Source organism: Quyinboa sediminis (assembly GCF_042219855.1).
Classification (GTDB): Bacteria; Bacteroidota; Bacteroidia; order Bacteroidales; family UBA5342; genus JBHJHP01.
In genome coordinates this window covers 373,619-389,277 of the sequence record NZ_JBHJHP010000002.1, presented here as the reverse complement: position 1 = coordinate 389,277, position 15,659 = coordinate 373,619, and the positions used below count along the sequence as shown (strand labels likewise).

18 protein-coding genes are annotated in these 15,659 nt (G+C 39.5%); 9 read left to right on the top strand and 9 right to left on the bottom strand.

Features of this window, described 5'->3' with window-relative positions:
- The first annotated feature begins 392 nt into the window (after positions 1-392).
- Positions 393-803: an endonuclease domain-containing protein gene (locus ACE1EF_RS06830; protein WP_375719886.1), complete on the top strand. Its 411-nt coding sequence runs from the start codon at positions 393-395 to the stop codon at positions 801-803.
- Between the two features lie 179 nt (positions 804-982).
- Here the strand turns inward: ACE1EF_RS06830 and trxB are convergent, their stop codons facing one another.
- The 3 genes from trxB to ACE1EF_RS06815 form a co-directional block, all read right to left on the bottom strand.
- Entirely contained in the window at positions 983-1,948 is a 966-nt protein-coding gene (gene trxB / locus ACE1EF_RS06825) for a thioredoxin-disulfide reductase (RefSeq protein WP_375719885.1), read from the bottom strand.
- A 90-nt stretch (positions 1,949-2,038) separates the two neighbouring features.
- Complete coding sequence (locus ACE1EF_RS06820; RefSeq protein WP_375719884.1) at positions 2,039-2,410, bottom strand: thioredoxin; 372 nt, start codon at positions 2,408-2,410, stop codon at positions 2,039-2,041.
- A 12-nt stretch (positions 2,411-2,422) separates the two neighbouring features.
- Complete coding sequence (locus ACE1EF_RS06815) at positions 2,423-2,767, bottom strand: NifB/NifX family molybdenum-iron cluster-binding protein (RefSeq protein ID WP_375719883.1); 345 nt, start codon at positions 2,765-2,767, stop codon at positions 2,423-2,425.
- 398 nt (positions 2,768-3,165) lie between these two features.
- On the opposite strand from ACE1EF_RS06815, the gene ACE1EF_RS06810 reads away from it, so the two are divergent.
- From ACE1EF_RS06810 to ACE1EF_RS06800, 3 genes are all read left to right on the top strand, one after another.
- Positions 3,166-3,546: a BlaI/MecI/CopY family transcriptional regulator gene (locus ACE1EF_RS06810; RefSeq protein ID WP_375719882.1), complete on the top strand. Its 381-nt coding sequence runs from the start codon at positions 3,166-3,168 to the stop codon at positions 3,544-3,546.
- Between the two features lies 1 nt (position 3,547).
- Positions 3,548-4,987, top strand: a complete 1,440-nt coding sequence (locus ACE1EF_RS06805) for an N-acetylmuramoyl-L-alanine amidase (RefSeq protein WP_375719881.1) — start codon at positions 3,548-3,550, stop codon at positions 4,985-4,987.
- A gap of 83 nt (positions 4,988-5,070) precedes the next feature.
- Positions 5,071-5,763: a Crp/Fnr family transcriptional regulator gene (locus ACE1EF_RS06800; protein ID WP_375719880.1), complete on the top strand. Its 693-nt coding sequence runs from the start codon at positions 5,071-5,073 to the stop codon at positions 5,761-5,763.
- 82 nt (positions 5,764-5,845) lie between these two features.
- Here the strand turns inward: ACE1EF_RS06800 and ACE1EF_RS06795 are convergent, their stop codons facing one another.
- Positions 5,846-6,202: a hypothetical protein gene (locus tag ACE1EF_RS06795; protein ID WP_375719879.1), complete on the bottom strand. Its 357-nt coding sequence runs from the start codon at positions 6,200-6,202 to the stop codon at positions 5,846-5,848.
- Positions 6,203-6,288: 86 nt separating this feature from the next.
- Between ACE1EF_RS06795 and ACE1EF_RS06790 the strand changes: the two genes are divergently transcribed.
- Positions 6,289-6,636 carry a hypothetical protein gene (locus tag ACE1EF_RS06790; protein ID WP_375719878.1) on the top strand — a complete coding sequence of 116 codons (348 nt, stop codon included), beginning with the start codon at positions 6,289-6,291 and terminating at the stop codon, positions 6,634-6,636.
- 195 nt (positions 6,637-6,831) lie between these two features.
- Here ACE1EF_RS06790 and hisB read toward each other — a convergent pair whose 3' ends face one another.
- Genes hisB through hisG form a run of 4 tightly spaced genes read right to left on the bottom strand, consistent with a single transcriptional unit; the run spans position 6,832 to position 11,166 of the window.
- Positions 6,832-7,959 (bottom strand): bifunctional histidinol-phosphatase/imidazoleglycerol-phosphate dehydratase HisB, encoded by a 1,128-nt coding sequence (hisB, locus tag ACE1EF_RS06785; protein ID WP_375719877.1) that lies wholly within the window; start codon positions 7,957-7,959, stop codon positions 6,832-6,834.
- 2 nt (positions 7,960-7,961) lie between these two features.
- Positions 7,962-9,005 carry a histidinol-phosphate transaminase gene (gene hisC, locus ACE1EF_RS06780; protein ID WP_375719876.1) on the bottom strand — a complete coding sequence of 348 codons (1,044 nt, stop codon included), beginning with the start codon at positions 9,003-9,005 and terminating at the stop codon, positions 7,962-7,964.
- Positions 9,002-10,297, bottom strand: coding sequence for a histidinol dehydrogenase (gene hisD, locus ACE1EF_RS06775; RefSeq protein ID WP_375719875.1), 1,296 nt, complete (start codon positions 10,295-10,297; stop codon positions 9,002-9,004). The genes hisC and hisD overlap by 4 nt, the downstream gene beginning before the upstream one ends.
- Positions 10,298-10,314: 17 nt before the next feature.
- The gene (hisG, locus tag ACE1EF_RS06770) at positions 10,315-11,166 is read right to left on the bottom strand and encodes an ATP phosphoribosyltransferase (protein ID WP_375719874.1); all 852 of its coding nucleotides are present in this window, start codon (positions 11,164-11,166) and stop codon (positions 10,315-10,317) included.
- Positions 11,167-11,471: 305 nt separating this feature from the next.
- Between hisG and ACE1EF_RS06765 the strand changes: the two genes are divergently transcribed.
- The 3 genes from ACE1EF_RS06765 (at position 11,472) to ACE1EF_RS06755 (ending at position 14,436) form a co-directional block, all read left to right on the top strand.
- Complete coding sequence (locus tag ACE1EF_RS06765; protein ID WP_375719873.1) at positions 11,472-12,371, top strand: bifunctional enoyl-CoA hydratase/phosphate acetyltransferase; 900 nt, start codon at positions 11,472-11,474, stop codon at positions 12,369-12,371.
- Positions 12,372-12,727: 356 nt separating this feature from the next.
- A complete protein-coding gene (tnpA, locus tag ACE1EF_RS06760) occupies positions 12,728-13,189 on the top strand; it encodes an IS200/IS605 family transposase (RefSeq protein ID WP_375719872.1) in 462 nt (153 codons plus the stop codon).
- A 305-nt stretch (positions 13,190-13,494) separates the two neighbouring features.
- Positions 13,495-14,436: a helix-hairpin-helix domain-containing protein gene (locus ACE1EF_RS06755; RefSeq protein WP_375719871.1), complete on the top strand. Its 942-nt coding sequence runs from the start codon at positions 13,495-13,497 to the stop codon at positions 14,434-14,436.
- Here ACE1EF_RS06755 and ACE1EF_RS06750 read toward each other — a convergent pair.
- The gene (locus tag ACE1EF_RS06750; protein WP_375719870.1) at positions 14,400-15,053 is read right to left on the bottom strand and encodes an AlbA family DNA-binding domain-containing protein; all 654 of its coding nucleotides are present in this window, start codon (positions 15,051-15,053) and stop codon (positions 14,400-14,402) included. The genes ACE1EF_RS06755 and ACE1EF_RS06750 overlap by 37 nt on opposite strands.
- Positions 15,054-15,197: 144 nt before the next feature.
- Here ACE1EF_RS06750 and ACE1EF_RS06745 point away from each other — a divergent pair, with 144 nt between their 5' ends.
- Positions 15,198-15,659, top strand: coding sequence for a hypothetical protein (locus ACE1EF_RS06745; protein WP_375719869.1), 462 nt, complete (start codon positions 15,198-15,200; stop codon positions 15,657-15,659).

Genomic DNA, 15,659 nt, shown 5'->3' with positions numbered 1-15,659 from the left:
AACGATATCATATATCATCCCTACGGGATTTATTTTTAATGGTTAACCTGTTTCTACCAATATTTTAGTCCTACGGACTTTAAATAATTAAGAGCGTAAGTGTGAGGTTCCCTTTAGGGAATAAAAGGGTAAGAGTAGGCAAATATGATATCACGGACTATGGTTTAAATTCAGTTATTCCAGGAAAATGTAAAGTCCCCTTTCCGCGTGTCGCTGAAGCTCTCACCGACGCCCATAGCCTTTGGCGAAGGACTTAGCTGAAGCTCAAGGGAATTTTGGGGTAATGCCAGTCATTTCAGAAATTTTCATCGACTTGTGCCCTTTTGTTCCCTGAAGGGAAGTCGTTGAAAATTTAATTACTAACTTTATAAATAACAATACTCCTGTAACTTATGAATATCAACATTAACACCTCAATGTTTTATAATGCAAAACCTCATATTTTCAGAAAAGCGCAACTATTAAGAAATAACATGACTAATGCTGAAAAATTGCTCTGGGAGAAAATACGTAAAAAGCATGTTTTGAATTTAAAATTTCGATCGCAACATCCTATTGATATTTTTATTGCAGACTTTTACTGTCATCAAATTAAGCTGGTGATCGAAATTGATGGCGAAATTCACAACTTTAAGAATCGCAAAGATTATGATATTTCAAGAGAAGATGAACTTGCAAAACATGGAATTAGTGTGATTCGGTTTACAAATAAGGAAGTAGAAAAAAATATTGATGAGGTAATTAAAAAGATTGAAAGTTCTTGTTTGTCTTTACTAAAGGATTCAAATATGGGTTCAAAATAGTAGCGTAACTGTGAGGTTCCCTTTAGGGAATAAAAGGGTAAGCGTAGGCTCAAGGAAATTTTGTGGCAAAAATTAAGGGCCCGCATATGCGAAACCCTTAATTATCTAACCTCTAACAATCGCTACTATAACAAAAACTGGTTTGTAATTGGCTGTATTACGAAACCGGATGTTATATTTTATACTGCACTAATGGCAATTTCTTCTTCTTTTTCAACGAATACACTGCGCACGTAATCTGATGTTGAAAGTGCTGCAATGGTACCATCTGCTACGGCAGTGGTTACCTGTCTGTATCTTTTTTGAATGGAATCACCAGCTGCAAACACACCGGGAATATTAGTTCTCATATCGGCATCAGCAAGAATTTCTCCCCGTTCGTTTGTTTTAACCAGGTGTTTAATTTTATCTGTGTTAGGCACATAACCGATGAACACAAACACACCGTCTGTTTTTAGTTCGGTTTGTTCGCCGCTTTTCAGGTTTTCAATTACCACAGATTCCACGCCATCTGTTCCTTTGATTTTACGTAGTTCACTTTCCATTACGAACGTAATCTTCGGATTATTTTTGGCCTCATTCACTGCATGTTCAAAAGCCTGAAAATGATCGAACTGATGAACGATGGTTACCTTTGTGGCATAATTCGTCAGTCCCACTGCCTCTTCAAGGGCAGAGTTTCCTCCGCCTACTACTACCAGTTCCTTTCCTGTAAAAAAGTCACCATCGCAGGTGGCACAATAGGATACGCCGCGGCCTTTCAATTCGGCTTCACCCGGAATACCCAATGGGCGGGGTTTACCACCAGCAGCTATGATTACCGATTTGGCCTTATATACTTCTTTCCCGTTCACCTCAATCTCTTTGATATTTTGGTTCAACCGGTAATCCGTAACTGACAGGTTGGCTTTGATTTTACATCCGAACGATTTGGCCTGGTTCTTCATGGTATTCACCAGCATGTATCCATGTGTGGTTTCAACACCCGGATAGTTTGCAATCTCCTCTGTAAGTGTAACCTGCCCTCCAATCGCTCCTTCATTCAAAATCAGTGTTTTCAGCTTACTCCGTGAAGCATAAATTCCGGCGGAGAGTCCTGCCGGTCCGGCCCCTAGAATGATTACATCATATAATTCTTCGTTCATGGTAAAATTATTTATTAAGCAAGAAAATTGGGATAAATGAATTTGGTTCACGCATGAAAGCATGAACCAAATAATCATTTGACCTGGGTCTTATTTTTCTACATCAGCTGAGGCGAATTCTCTGTCAAGAATTGAAGTCACCATATCCATACTCTGGATGCTTGATGTAGCGTGTGCTGTTTCTCCGTTTTTGTAATACATGGTAAAAGGCAATCCCATAAAACCTGCACATTTTGGATCGTTACGAACGATGTGTGCTTCAGGGCTGTCGAATGCCATTACAGCAAATTTAACATGGCTGTATTTCTCTTCTTCTTCCAGTTCTTCCATGATGCCGTAAACAGGAATACACATAGGGCCCATACGACCTGTACAAACCATTACGTTTTCATTTTCCTGAATAAACTTCTGCAATTCTGCAGCTGTCTCAAACTCATGTAAGCCAGTTCTTAAATACTTCATTTTACTTTATGTTTAATTGTTATACAAATGCATTACTTTTTGATCCGAGGTGAGCTGTCCGTCTAAATACTGACGGACAAGCACATCCGGATCGCTGTTTTTAACCCCAATAAAAACCTGAATTTTGTGCTGAGCCAAATAGCCTATGATGCCCGGCTCTATAAAGTTTGTGATCACAATACCAATACCCATTGCGTTCAGTTGAGTTGCAATTTCCTCGGTTGATCCAATGACAGGAAGTAATGTTTCCTTTCCGACAACTTTTCTGCCTTCCGTTGCATAGACCGTCAGAAAATCGCATGTTCCGTATTTGGAACTCAGCCTGTTGTCTTGTATTGGAATTGCGATGCGTTTCATTCACTAAATTTCTATGCAACAAAAGTACGGCGCTGCCAAATTCCGGTAAAGAAAAAGCCATTGAAGTATTACAATCCAAAAATTGAAATTTTGCAAAATGATTTTTGGCGAGGGTGTTAGCGAGGGCTTCATTTAAAACGAAACTCTCACTAAACACGTTTTTTTCGCACCTACGGTGCTCGGTTTATGCGGTGTATTATTTTCTACCATACTGTCGGAGCCTACGGTCCTCCTTGCCCTCCGGAGGAGTGCCTGTATGGTAGGAAAACAAGATGCATTAATTGAAAAACCCGATAAGGGCGAAAGAAAGGATTGGTTTAAAACGAAACCCTCGCTGAGCATAAAAAATTTGCTCATTTAGAATTAATTACTACATTTGTAGTATTAAAACTACATTTATGGTTATAAAACAGCTTAATAAGTCCGAACTTCAGATTATGGGATATCTCTGGGAGATAGAAGAAGGATTTATGAAAGACATTGTTGAAAGGTTTCCTGAGCCAAAGCCGGCGTACACTACCATCTCAACACAGTTGAACAGAATGTGCTCCAAAAAATATATCGGGTTCAAAAAACTTGGAAGGGACAAACTGTATTTTCCAATTCTGCAGAAAAAGGACTACTTTTCTGGATATTTGAAAAGTATCATCTCTCTCTTTTTTAATGATTCAGCAACCCAGTTTGCATCTTTTTTCACAAAAAACAGTGACCTCAGTGTTGAAGAACTGGAAGAGCTGAAGGAACTGGTTAAGTCACAAATTTCCCAAAAGAACCAATGACATGGTTGAGTATATTTTAAAATCCAGTATAGGTTTAGGAATTGCGATTCTGCTTTATTACACCTTACTTAAATCCCTTAAGAATTTTGTTTTTATCCGGTTCTTCTTGTTAGCGGCATTGGTGCTGAGCTTAATTGTACCAACAATGAATATAAGGGTAAATAATATGCCTTCCATAATTAAAGAATTCAGAATGAGTAGCTCTGATAAAAATCAAATTCAAAAAGACGTTGTGCAAAATGAGGAGATCCTTTTACGAGACGTTGATAATTTTGAACTTACTGAAAAGCAAAAATTTCTAATAATATATTTTCTTATTGTTTCGGTTTTTTTGATTCGGTTTGTTTTCAACCTGATGTTAATCCTCTTGAGTACCAGAAACAGGTGCATTAAAGTGAATGGATTGAAAATGATAGTAAAAGAGAAGCGGATTAAACCTTATAGTTTTTTGAATTATCTGTTTATAAGCAGCCATGATTTAAAAAATGATGCATCGGCTTCTATATTGATTCAACATGAGAGGGTCCATATAAAACAGTTTCATTCTTTGGATATCATTTTGGTGGAACTGATAAAATGTACGTTCTGGTTCAATCCGTTGATTTGGGTATTTAAAAGAATAATGGTGTTGAACCATGAATATCTGGCAGATGATGGTGTTGTGAAATCGGGAACGGATAGAGAGAAATATTTTAATTGTCTGATTAATAGTTCAATAAAAAAACAAAGCTATCAATTGGTCAGTGGATTTAATTTTACGCAAACTAAAAACAGAATACGTATGGTAAACCGAAAAAGTCCTGCAATCTTCAGAAGATGGGTTACTCTTCTTTTTGCATTGTCATTGTCTGTTTCCTTTTTTATTTTAACCTCCTTCGATCTGGGTGCAGAACGTGAACCTTTCGTAGTTGTAATTGATTCCGGCCATGGAGGAAAGGATCCCGGAGCTGTGTTGAATGGCATACAGGAAAAGGATATTAATTTGAGTGTGAGTAAGCTTTTGTATTCCTTGAGTCTGAATAATGGTGATAATATTAAAATTATACTCACTAAAACAGATGATGAGTTTTTAGAGTTAAAAAAACGGGTGGATATCGCAACAGAAAACCATCCTGACTTTTTTCTGAGCATTCATTGTCAGGATAATATTGCGAAAGGAGTCAACGATTTTATATCCTATTATAAGGATGGCGTATATGCTTCTGAATCATTTGCCTGCTGTGAAGATTTACTTTCAGAATCTTTGAACAAGGAAAGTAATAAAATTATAAGCGGGCCATTTTATGTGCTCAAGCATAGTGAATGTCCTTCTGCTTTATATTCTATTGATCTTTCAGTTGCTGATCGGGATGTTGCAACATTTGCTGATCCCGATTACCAAACGCAAATTGCAAAATCCATTTATAACGGACTTCTGAAAATTCAGGAAAACAGAAAGTAAATTTGCTTAACGAGGGCTTCGTTCATAGCGAAACCCTCGCTGTATCGCTGTTTTTTGTATCTTCGTATTTTAAATAAAATGCGATGGAAGAACACCAGGTACCCCACCTGAACTCTATATTCAGCAAGAGCAGTTGTTTTATGATGCTGACAGAGGATGAGCTCGATTTTATCAGCACTAAGAAACGTCAGATTGTTTATAATAGTGGCGAGACAGTGTGCAAGCAGGGCGCGTTTGCCCCGTATGTATTGTATGTGCTGGATGGTCTGGTGAAGGTTTTTGTGGAAACGGGCAGAGGAAAATTTAAAAGCATCAGCCTGATGAAAGGCGGTGACTTCATTGCGTTTTCAACGGTATTTGGAGAGAGTGTTTACAATTATACAGCAATGGCGCTAAAAGAGTCTGCAGTTTGCATGATAGATAAAGAAGGCCTTAAAAAGATCCTGAAGGATAACCGTGATTTTGCATTTAATATTGTATCGCGCAACTATCGAACCGAGAACCATCTGCTGGAGATTATTAAGACCATTACCCACAAACAAATGCCTGGAAAATTGGCAACGACCTTACTGTATCTTGCGCAGGAAGATTTTCTGAAAGAAGATGTATTTCAACATCTGACCAGAAAAGAGATCGCTGAATTTGCAGGAATCACCATGGAAAGTACGGTTAAATTGCTAAAAGAATTTGAACAGGATAAATTAATATCCCTGGATGGTAAGGACATCAAAATTCTGGATAAACACGGTCTTGAAGATGTCAGCATCAAAGGATAAAAAATCAATTCAGAATTATGAATGAATAATTACGAATTACATTGTTCCTATTCGTAATTCTTAATTCGTAACTCGTAATTAACTAAGCTATTTCCTCGGTGACCTTTCTGGTAATTTTTTCGTGATATCTCGAAAACCGTTCATCCAGCATATGAATTTCAAGCTGTTTTTTCCATTCTTCGGCTTCTGCCGACAAAGCCATCAGTTTTTTGTTGTTCTCAAGGTTGGTGAAGTCAGCTTTTTGTTTTTTTACAAACCCGTGAAATTCACCCAGCCACTTTTCGTAAGTGTGTAAAAATTCTTTCTGCACATCATCAAGCTTATCATCTTTCATATAACCAACATCTGATGCTGTGGCGAGCGGAGCCATAGCTGCAGCTCCCAGTGACAGTCCTATTCGCTTCAAAAATGATTTCCGGCTTTGTTTATCGTTTGCCATGTTTATAGAATATTAAGTTCTTATTTTAAACGATTCCGGATAAAAATGGTTTATAGTAGGACAGAAAAAACATTAAAATATTTGCGATGAAACCATATTTGGCAAATTTACTAAACAGTATTGTACTGATTCTAATCGGTCTCTGGTCCTATTTCGGAAGTGAAACACCATCATTCACTGCACTTATACCGGTATTTGCAGGAGTTGTATTACTGGCAATGGTTAAACCAATGCAGGGAGGAAACAGGGTAGTGGCACATATCGTGGTCACACTAACATTTTTGTTACTGATATCACTGGTTAAACCGCTTACGGGTGCAATTGGCCGCGATAGTCAGATTGGAGTGGTTCGGGTGGTTATCATGATGGCGACATCGCTATACGCCATGATCATCTTTATCAAAAGTTTTGTAGATGCGAGGGTGAAGAAATAGAGTTCTTGAGGGCTGTCCAAAAAGACAAATAAAAATATTTTAAACTTATAAATTGTAAGCAATCTTTATTTTACCTCCCCTAAAGTGGGAGGCTTTAAGTCCCCTTCAGGGGATTTAGGGGTAATTTTATAAAAACTACTTACAATCCGTAAATAAAGATAATTCTGATATTACCTTTTGGACAGCCTCAATATTCTATAACACACCTTTTGTAGAAGGCAGTTCAAATTTAAAGACATCCCGTTTTACCGCCATTTTTATAGAGCGGGCCAGGGCTTTGAAAATGCCTTCAATTTTATGGTGTTCATTATCTCCTTCTGCCTTGATGTACAGGTTGCATTTTGCGGCATCCGAGAAGGATTTAAAGAAGTGCAGAAACATTTCAGTTGGCATATCTCCCACTTTTTCGCGCTTAAATTCAGCATTCCAGACCAGCCATGGCCGGCCACCAAAATCCAGTGCTACTGTAATGAATGAATCATCCATGGGCAGGGCATAGCCGTAGCGTTCAATGCCACGCTTATCGCCAATGGCTTTATATATGGCTTCTCCAAGGGCCAGTGCAGTGTCTTCAATGGTGTGGTGTTCATCCACTTCAAGATCTCCTTTAACTTTAATAGTCAGATCCGAACCGGAATGTTTTCCAATCTGTTCCAGCATGTGGTCAAAAAAACCAAGACCAGTATGAATATCGCATTTCCCCGTACCGTCAAGGTTGATCCGGACATAAATATCCGTCTCTTTTGTTGTGCGTTGAACTTCGGCTGTTCTTTCCCCGGCTTTCAGAAAAGCGTAAATATCATCCCAGTTTCCGGTTTGCAGCACACAAACTTCAGACAGTTCATTGGTTTTCAGGTCATCAGATGTTATTACATCGGATAACAAAATGGCTTTGCAGCCCAGATTGTTTGCCAGTTGCACATCTGTTAGTCTGTCTCCGATTACAAAGGAATTACCCAGGTCATAATCACCTTTCATATATTCGGTGAGCATGGCAGTTCCGGGTTTGCGTGCAGGAGAATTATCTTCGGGCATGGACGGATCAATATGCTCGGCATCAAATACGACACCTTCATTCTTAAACGCAGAAATAATTTTATTGTGTGCCGGCCGGAATGTCTCTTCAGGAAACGAAGTCGTTCCAAGGCCATCCTGGTTGCTCACCATAAGCAGTTTGAAATCCAGCTCTGCAATGTAATGCATGTTCCGGAGCGCTCCCGGATAAAATTCCAGTTTTTCCAGTGAATCCAGCTGATAATCTTCCGGTGGCTCCTTGACCAGTGTACCGTCCCGGTCGATGAATAATATGCGTTGTTTGCCCATTTTTAAGCCTTTAATGTGTTCAGTGCAGTGACTAATTTTGTGTTTTCCTCAGGTGTCCCAACCGTGATGCGAAGTGAACCTTCACAAAGCTTTACACGGCTACGATTCCGGATGATCACAGAATTATCAATCAGTTTATGGTATATTCCATCAGCATCCTTAACCTTCACCAGTAAAAAGTTGGCATCCGAAGGATATATCTTCTCAACATACGGAATGTTTAACAGTTCACCTTTCAGACGTTCCCGTTCTTTTAAAATGGCATCCACCCAATTGGTTTTTTTGACATCATCTTTCAGCAGTTCCATGGCTTTCTGCTGCGTAAGAATATTCAGGTTATAGGGATATTTAATTTTATTCAGAACCTGAATGATCTCAATTGCGGCAAAGGCCATTCCAAGACGGATGGCGGCCATTCCCCATGCTTTCGAAAAAGTCTGAAGAACCACAAGATTGGGATATTTATCCAGCTGGTTCAGCCATGTTGCCTCAGGTGCAAAATCAATATAGGCTTCATCAATGATCACTAATCCTTTAAAGCGGTCCAGGATCGGTTCTATCGCCTCTTTTTTGAGCAGATTAGCCGTCGGATTATTGGGGGAACACAAAAAGATCAGTTTAGTATCCTCATCAACAGCATCCAAAACTGTATCGGTGTTCAGGCTGTAATCGCCATTGAGCAAAGCCGGCTTTACTTTGATATTATTAATGTCAGCAGCAACGGTATACATGCCATAACTCGGCTCCATGGCCACTATATTGTCCTTACCGGGTTCACAAAATGCCCTGAAAAGCAGATCAATGGGTTCGTCACTGCCGTTTCCAAGGAAGATCCTGGATGGATCTACCCCTTTAATTGTTGAAATGCGTGCTTTGAGTTCCCTCTGCAGCGGATCGGGGTAGCGGTTATATGGTTCGTTATACGGATTTTCATTTGCATCAAGAAAAACCGAAGCTGTCCCCGAAAATTCATCCCGGGCGCTGGAGTATGGTTTTAGCTGCTTAATATTATCCCGTAGCAGTTTATTCAGATCAATCTGGCTCATTTTTCAGAATCTTCTATATCTTTTAATCGCAGTGAAACAGCATTTTTATGTGCCATCAGCTGTTCGGCTTCGGCCATTTTCTCTATGGCCGGGCCGATATTCGTTAATCCCTGTGCGGTAATTTCCTGGAAAGTGATCTTTTTCGTGAAGCTATCAAGGTTTACTCCACTGTAAGCCCTTGCATAGCCATTGGTTGGCAAGGTGTGGTTGGTTCCTGATGCATAATCACCGGCACTTTCAGGGGTATACTGACCCAGAAATACGGATCCGGCATTGACTACCTTTTCAGCGATTTCATTGTAGTTTTTGCTTTGTATAATCAGGTGTTCAGGCGCGTAAAGATTGGAGATATCAACAATCTCTTCTGTGTTTTTTACCACGATCATCCTGCTGTTGGCAATCGCTTTCCGTGCCATATCTTTTCGGGGAAGCTTTGAAAGCTGGCTGTCCAGTTCATAAAGAACCGGTGCAATCAAATCTTCAGTATCTGTTACCAGGATGACCTGGCTGGTTTCACCGTGTTCTGCCTGAGAAAGCAGATCGGAAACGATAAATGCCGGATTGGAATCCTTGTCTGCAATCACTTCCACTTCAGAAGGGCCGGCCGGCATATCAATGGCAACATCCTTTAAACTTACCAACTGTTTTGCAGCTGTTACAAATTGGTTTCCCGGGCCAAAAATTTTGAAAACTTTAGGAATGGATTCGGTTCCGTAGGCCATGGCACCAATGGCCTGAACACCACCGGCTTTAAAAACTGACGTTACACCGACAAAATGTGCGGTCCACAGAATCGCCGGGTGAATACTGCCGTCCTTAGAGGGAGGTGTACAAAGTATGATCTCTTTACAACCGGCTATTTTAGCCGGAATAGCAAGCATCAGTACCGTGCTGAAAAGAGGTGCAGTGCCTCCGGGAATATACAAGCCAACTTTTTCTATGGCTACACTTTTTTGCCAGCAGTTTACGCCGGGAGTTGTTTCAACAGTTTGTCCTTCAAATACCTGAGTCTTATGGAATGTTTCAATGTTTTTAGCTGCCAGTCTTATGGCATCTTTCAGTTCTTCATCCACCAGTTTAGATGCCGTTTCAATTTCATTTTCAGTCACCAGAAGCTGATCCAGATCTGCACGGTCAAATTTCTTTCCGAACTTCAGTACAGCATTGTCTCCACCTGCTTTTACCTCGTCGAGTATGGATTGAACCGAGTCAAAAACACCGCTGTTGTCGTTGTCCGGACGGCTTGTTATTTTATCCCATTCCTTTCGGTCAGGGAATCGTAAAACTTCCATTCTTTTTTGTTACAAATTTACATTATCATTTTCTCAATCGGAATCACGAGGATGCCCTGTGCTCCAAGTGCCTTTAATTTTCCTATGATTTCCCAAAATTGTTTTTCTTCGATGACAGAATGCAGAGAACTCCATCCTTCTTCCGCCAATGGCATGATAGTAGGGCTTTTCATGCCCGGAAGCAGCTCAATTATGGCATCGATTTTTTCATTGGGAGCATTCAGCAGTATATATTTTTTATTATTGGCCCTTTGAACCGATTCAATCCTGAATATCAGCTCGTCGATGATGGCTTTTTTTTCATTGCTCAGGGTTTTATTCCCAATGATGATGGCTTCTGATGGCGTAACTACTTCAACTTCCTTTAATCCATTACTGACCAGTGTTCCACCTGAACTGACAATATCGAATATGGCGTCTGCCAGACCAATACCGGGAGCAATTTCCACAGATCCCATAATCTCATGAATCTCAGCACTGATGTTCTGTTCTTTCAGATAATTTTTCAGGATCACCGGATAGGATGTAGCGATTTTTTTACCCTTAAACCATGCGGGGCCCTGATAATCTTCACCCTTAGGAATGGCAAGCGACAGACGGCATTTACTGAATCCCAAACGTTTGATGATTCCCGCATCCTGCTCTTTTTCCAGATATTCGTTTTCACCCACTATCCCGATATCAGCAACACCATCAGCCACCGATTGCGGAATATCATCGTCCCGAAGGAATAACAGTTCGCAGGGAAAGTTTTTTGCCGGAGACAGCAACTGACGTTTTCCGGGCGTCAGTTTAATACCCACTTCTTTTAATAACTCCATCGACTCTTCGTGTAGCCGACCTTTTGTTTGTACTGCAATTCGTATCATTTGTGTTTTAGTTATATACAAATAAAAAAGGCTCACCGGTAAACGATAAGCCTTTGAATATTTTTTGACACATTAGAATCACGGCCTACCGCTGTAGCAGGGAAAAATGATGACCGTGATGTAAAGTGTTCGAAATCATGTTCGATTAATTGTGCTGCAAATGTAAGTTAAAATTTAAAAACTGCAAAAAAACCTGTTATTTGTCATGGAATTTTAATCGATCTGCATCTTTTTGTTTCAGTGCCGGATGAACTTCATCATATTTCACTTTGTTTAGATTCTGTATTTTTATTAAAAAATTTACCATGCTGAAAAAACTGTCTGACCTCAACAAGTTGTTAAAAGCCGATATGCCAACCAAACGTCTCGTTCTGGCTGTTGCAGATGATCCACATTCCTTAGGTGCCGTGATTGCAGCACAGGAAAAGAATATAATTGAAGCTGTTTTAGTTGGTGATCAGAATAAAATTGAAAAAGTAGCCTATGAACATGAAATTACCATAAAAGGTACTCAGATCATTCATGAACCGGATAAGTTAAAAGGCATACGACTTTCGGTGAGTTTGGTTCATAACAAACAGGCAGATATCTTAATGAAAGGCAATGTTAAAACACCGGATTTATTACGTGGTGTATTGAATAAAGATTGGGGTTTACGTACCGGCAAGCTGTTGTCACACTTTGCTCTGTTTGAAGTTCCTACATACCATAAGCTTATTGCCATCACTGATGTGGCCATGAATATATCTCCGGGTTTGAACGAAAAGATTGGCATTCTGGAGAACTCTGTTTATTATATGCACAGACTGCAAATAGCCAATCCTAAAGTTGCTGTTTTAGGTGCCATTGAGGTGGTCGATGAAAAAATGTCTGCAACCCTGGATGCTGCATTGCTTTCAAAAATGAACCAAAGGGATCAGATTACCGGTTGTATTATCGACGGACCACTGGCTTTTGATAACGCTGTAAGCAGCGAAAGTGCCAAGCATAAAGGCATAAAAAGTGATGTGGCCGGTGATTGTGATTTACTTCTTGTACCGGATATTGAGGTTGGAAATGTGCTGTATAAATCATTGGTGTTTTTCTCAAATGCCAAGGTTGCTTCAGTTGTTCTGGGCGCAATAGCGCCAATCGTGCTGACTTCCAGAAGCGATTCTGAGGAAGCTAAGTTTAATTCTATTTTGCTGGCAGCCGTAGGTGCATAATAGACAAATACCTGATTGGGAAATGTAATTTATCCGTGAAAATTCATAGTCAGACTATGATATTTCAAGTACAAGCTGTATTCAAGATCTGCCTATTCTTTCGCCCTTATCGGGCTCCTCGCAATTAAAACGCGTCATTTTTCTACCATACTAGCACACCTCTGGTGCGCTTCTGTTTTGGTGTAAATGCATTTAATGTGGAGAAAAAGTCCGGATAGTTGAAAAGAGGGCCGGAGGTCCTGACCGTATGGTAGAACCAATCAGCATCAAAATGCAGAGCTCCGTAGGAGCGAAAGAATAATAATTGTTTTTCCTCTTGTCATTTTTTTTTTGTTAAACCCTTTAATCCAAATGCAATGGCAAATACCTACACCCAGTTTAATATTCATATTGTATTTTCTGTAAAAGGACGAGAGAACTTAATAACCAATAAATTCAGGGACAGGTTACATCAATATTTATCCGGTATATTGAAAAATAGTGGACAATACCCATTAGCGGTAAATGGTGATAAGGATCATGTCCACCTGTTTTTTGAATTGAACCCTAAAACAAGTATTTCAAATCTTATCAGTATTATTAAAAGCAATTCAACTAAATGGATAAACGAAAACCGCTTTGTTTTAGGCAAATTCAGTTGGCAGGAAGGCTATGGAGGATTTTCTTATTCCAGATCACAAAGGGATGCTGTAATTAACTACATTATAAAACAAGAGTTACACCACAGGAAAAGAACTTTTCGTGAAGAATATTTAGAATTATTGGAGAAGTTTAATGTAAAATTTAAAGGAGAATATGTATTTGAATTTTATGAATAAACTTACCTAAGTTCTTTCGCCCTAATCGGGCTCCTGATTATTAAATTGCACAATTTCTACCATACTAGCCCACCTCTGGTGCGCTTCAGTTTTGGTGTAAATGCATTTAATGTGGAGAAAAAGTCCGGATAGTTGAAAAGAGGGCCGGAGGTCCCGACCGTATGGTAGAAACGATCAATATCAAAAATACGAAGCTCCGGAGGAGCGTAAGAGCCCGGATTATCAAGGGTTTCAATCGCAGTGATGCCCTTAATAACAAGAATGAGTTTTTTTATTAACTTTGGTAATTACTAAACAACCTGAACATGTGGAAAGACTGGTTTTTTTACTCGCGCCGGGAACGTAACGGCATTATTATTCTCATTATCCTGTTGCTGATTTTGCTGATCGCAAGGTTGTTTATGCCAACACTTGTCAACCATAAACCATATGATTATTCGTATTACCAGTCAAAAATAGATTCGTTTAAACAAGCAATGTACATGGATTCTTTAAGGCAGGTGTGGCTTACAGAGGACCATTTTAGTAGCGACTCCCTTTTTATGTTTGACCCGAACACGGCGGATTCGTTAACAATGCGACGTTTGGGGTTTGGTTCGGTCAGTATCAATAATATTACACGTTACCGGAATTCCGGCGGATCATTTCCTGAAGCTAAAGATCTTGGTAGAATATATTCTGTATCAGACAGTGAATTGGTGGTATTGCAGCCCTTCATCCGCATCAGCAAAAAGGAGAAAAGTTTGCCAGCTAAAGAATTGGACGTACCGGTAGTAAAGGTTAATGAGGAAAAGCTGGTTGAGTATGTGAGTATTGAAAAGGAACCTGAAATTGTTATAGAACTCAACAGTGCCGATACCGCTCTGCTGAAAATGTTGCCCGGAATTGGTGCGGTACTTTCTGAACGCATTGTAAAATACCGGGACTGGCTGGGAGGATTTTACAGTCAGGATCAGTTAACTGAAGTTTACGGCCTGAAACCTGATGTGGTGCATAATATTTCGGATCAGCTTACCATTGACACTACGTTGTTGGTAAGGCTAGATCCAAATACAGTGTCTGTCAATCAAATGAAAAGCCATCCATATCTGAATTTTTACCAGGCTAAAGCCATATATGAATACCGAAGAGATAAAAAACCGATAGAAAATTTTGAAGAGCTTATGAGGATAGAAGGTCTGGATACAATAAAACTGAGAAGGATCAAACCTTACTTGTCATTTTCTGATGGAGGAACGAGTGAATAGTAGGTGAGTTTATCGGTAAAATGGATGCGTATAATGTTCATGGCTACAAGGTCTGTCAGAATCCGGTTGGTTGTTCTGGAATTGATCTCAGCCAATCGTTTAAACTTTCCGGCTGTAACGGTTTCTTCAGTGTTGAGCAGATCGAGCAGTTTTTTTACCGGTTCAGACAACAAAAAAGCCTTGCCTTCAGGTCGCTTTTTCTGTTTTTGTGCGTTAATATAGATGGCATTTGCAAGCAGATTCTGGTCCTTAACCCTGATATAAACCTTAAATTTACCATCGTTATCCGGAGCGGTATGAAGTTTATAGTCACTTTTTGCAATTTTTATCTCCAGTACCGTTTTGCCGTTGACATCCCATTCTTTTGCCTGAAAAGGAACGGGAGGCTTGCAATACATATGTGCTGCAGCTTCTATCATATAAAACTCTTCTTCGGAGCGCACGCCCGCAATATTACCATTGTCCTTTACCCCAACCAGCAAACGTCCGCCCTGAGTGTTCGCAAATGCAGCCAGTGACCGTGCAATTTTTCTGGAATCAGAAATTTCAAATTTAAAATCCTGTTCCACGTGCTCACCTTCTGTTATATACTGCAGAATTTTGTTTGTATATGGCATGATGCAAAGATAACTCTATTTGAAATGATATATCTTCTTAATGTATAATGATTATAAATTATAACAATTATAAATAATTTCAAATCCCTAAACCATAAAACTATCTGGTTTTTAATAAATTTACGGAACCTCAATGTATCCATTATGAAATATTTAGCCTTTCTATGTATCCTATTATTCCCGTCATTATTATGGTCGCAAAGTGATTCTCTTGTTAATGCGGTAAAGCAACATCCGGTAATTGGAACAGGAGGGGCCGAAGTGATTGCGTTTGAGGGACAGGCATATATTGTTGGAGTTGGCTTTGTTGAAAATAAGGGACAATCACGATCGGTACTTGAGCGCATAGGAAAGATAAAAGCTGAGAAAGAAATTGCCATATTAATTAATGGCTCTGATTTTACATCTTCTGCAAAAGCTGTAATTGAACAAATTGTTACCACCACTGAAGACGAAAGAACCGTTGAAGAGCACACAACATATATCCAGACTATTAAAGAGAATTCTGAAGGTTTCATTCATTCGATGTCTAAATTAAGCAGCTGGAAATCAGAAGACAATTCAATGTTCTACTATGCCTTATATAAACCCATAAATATCAATTGA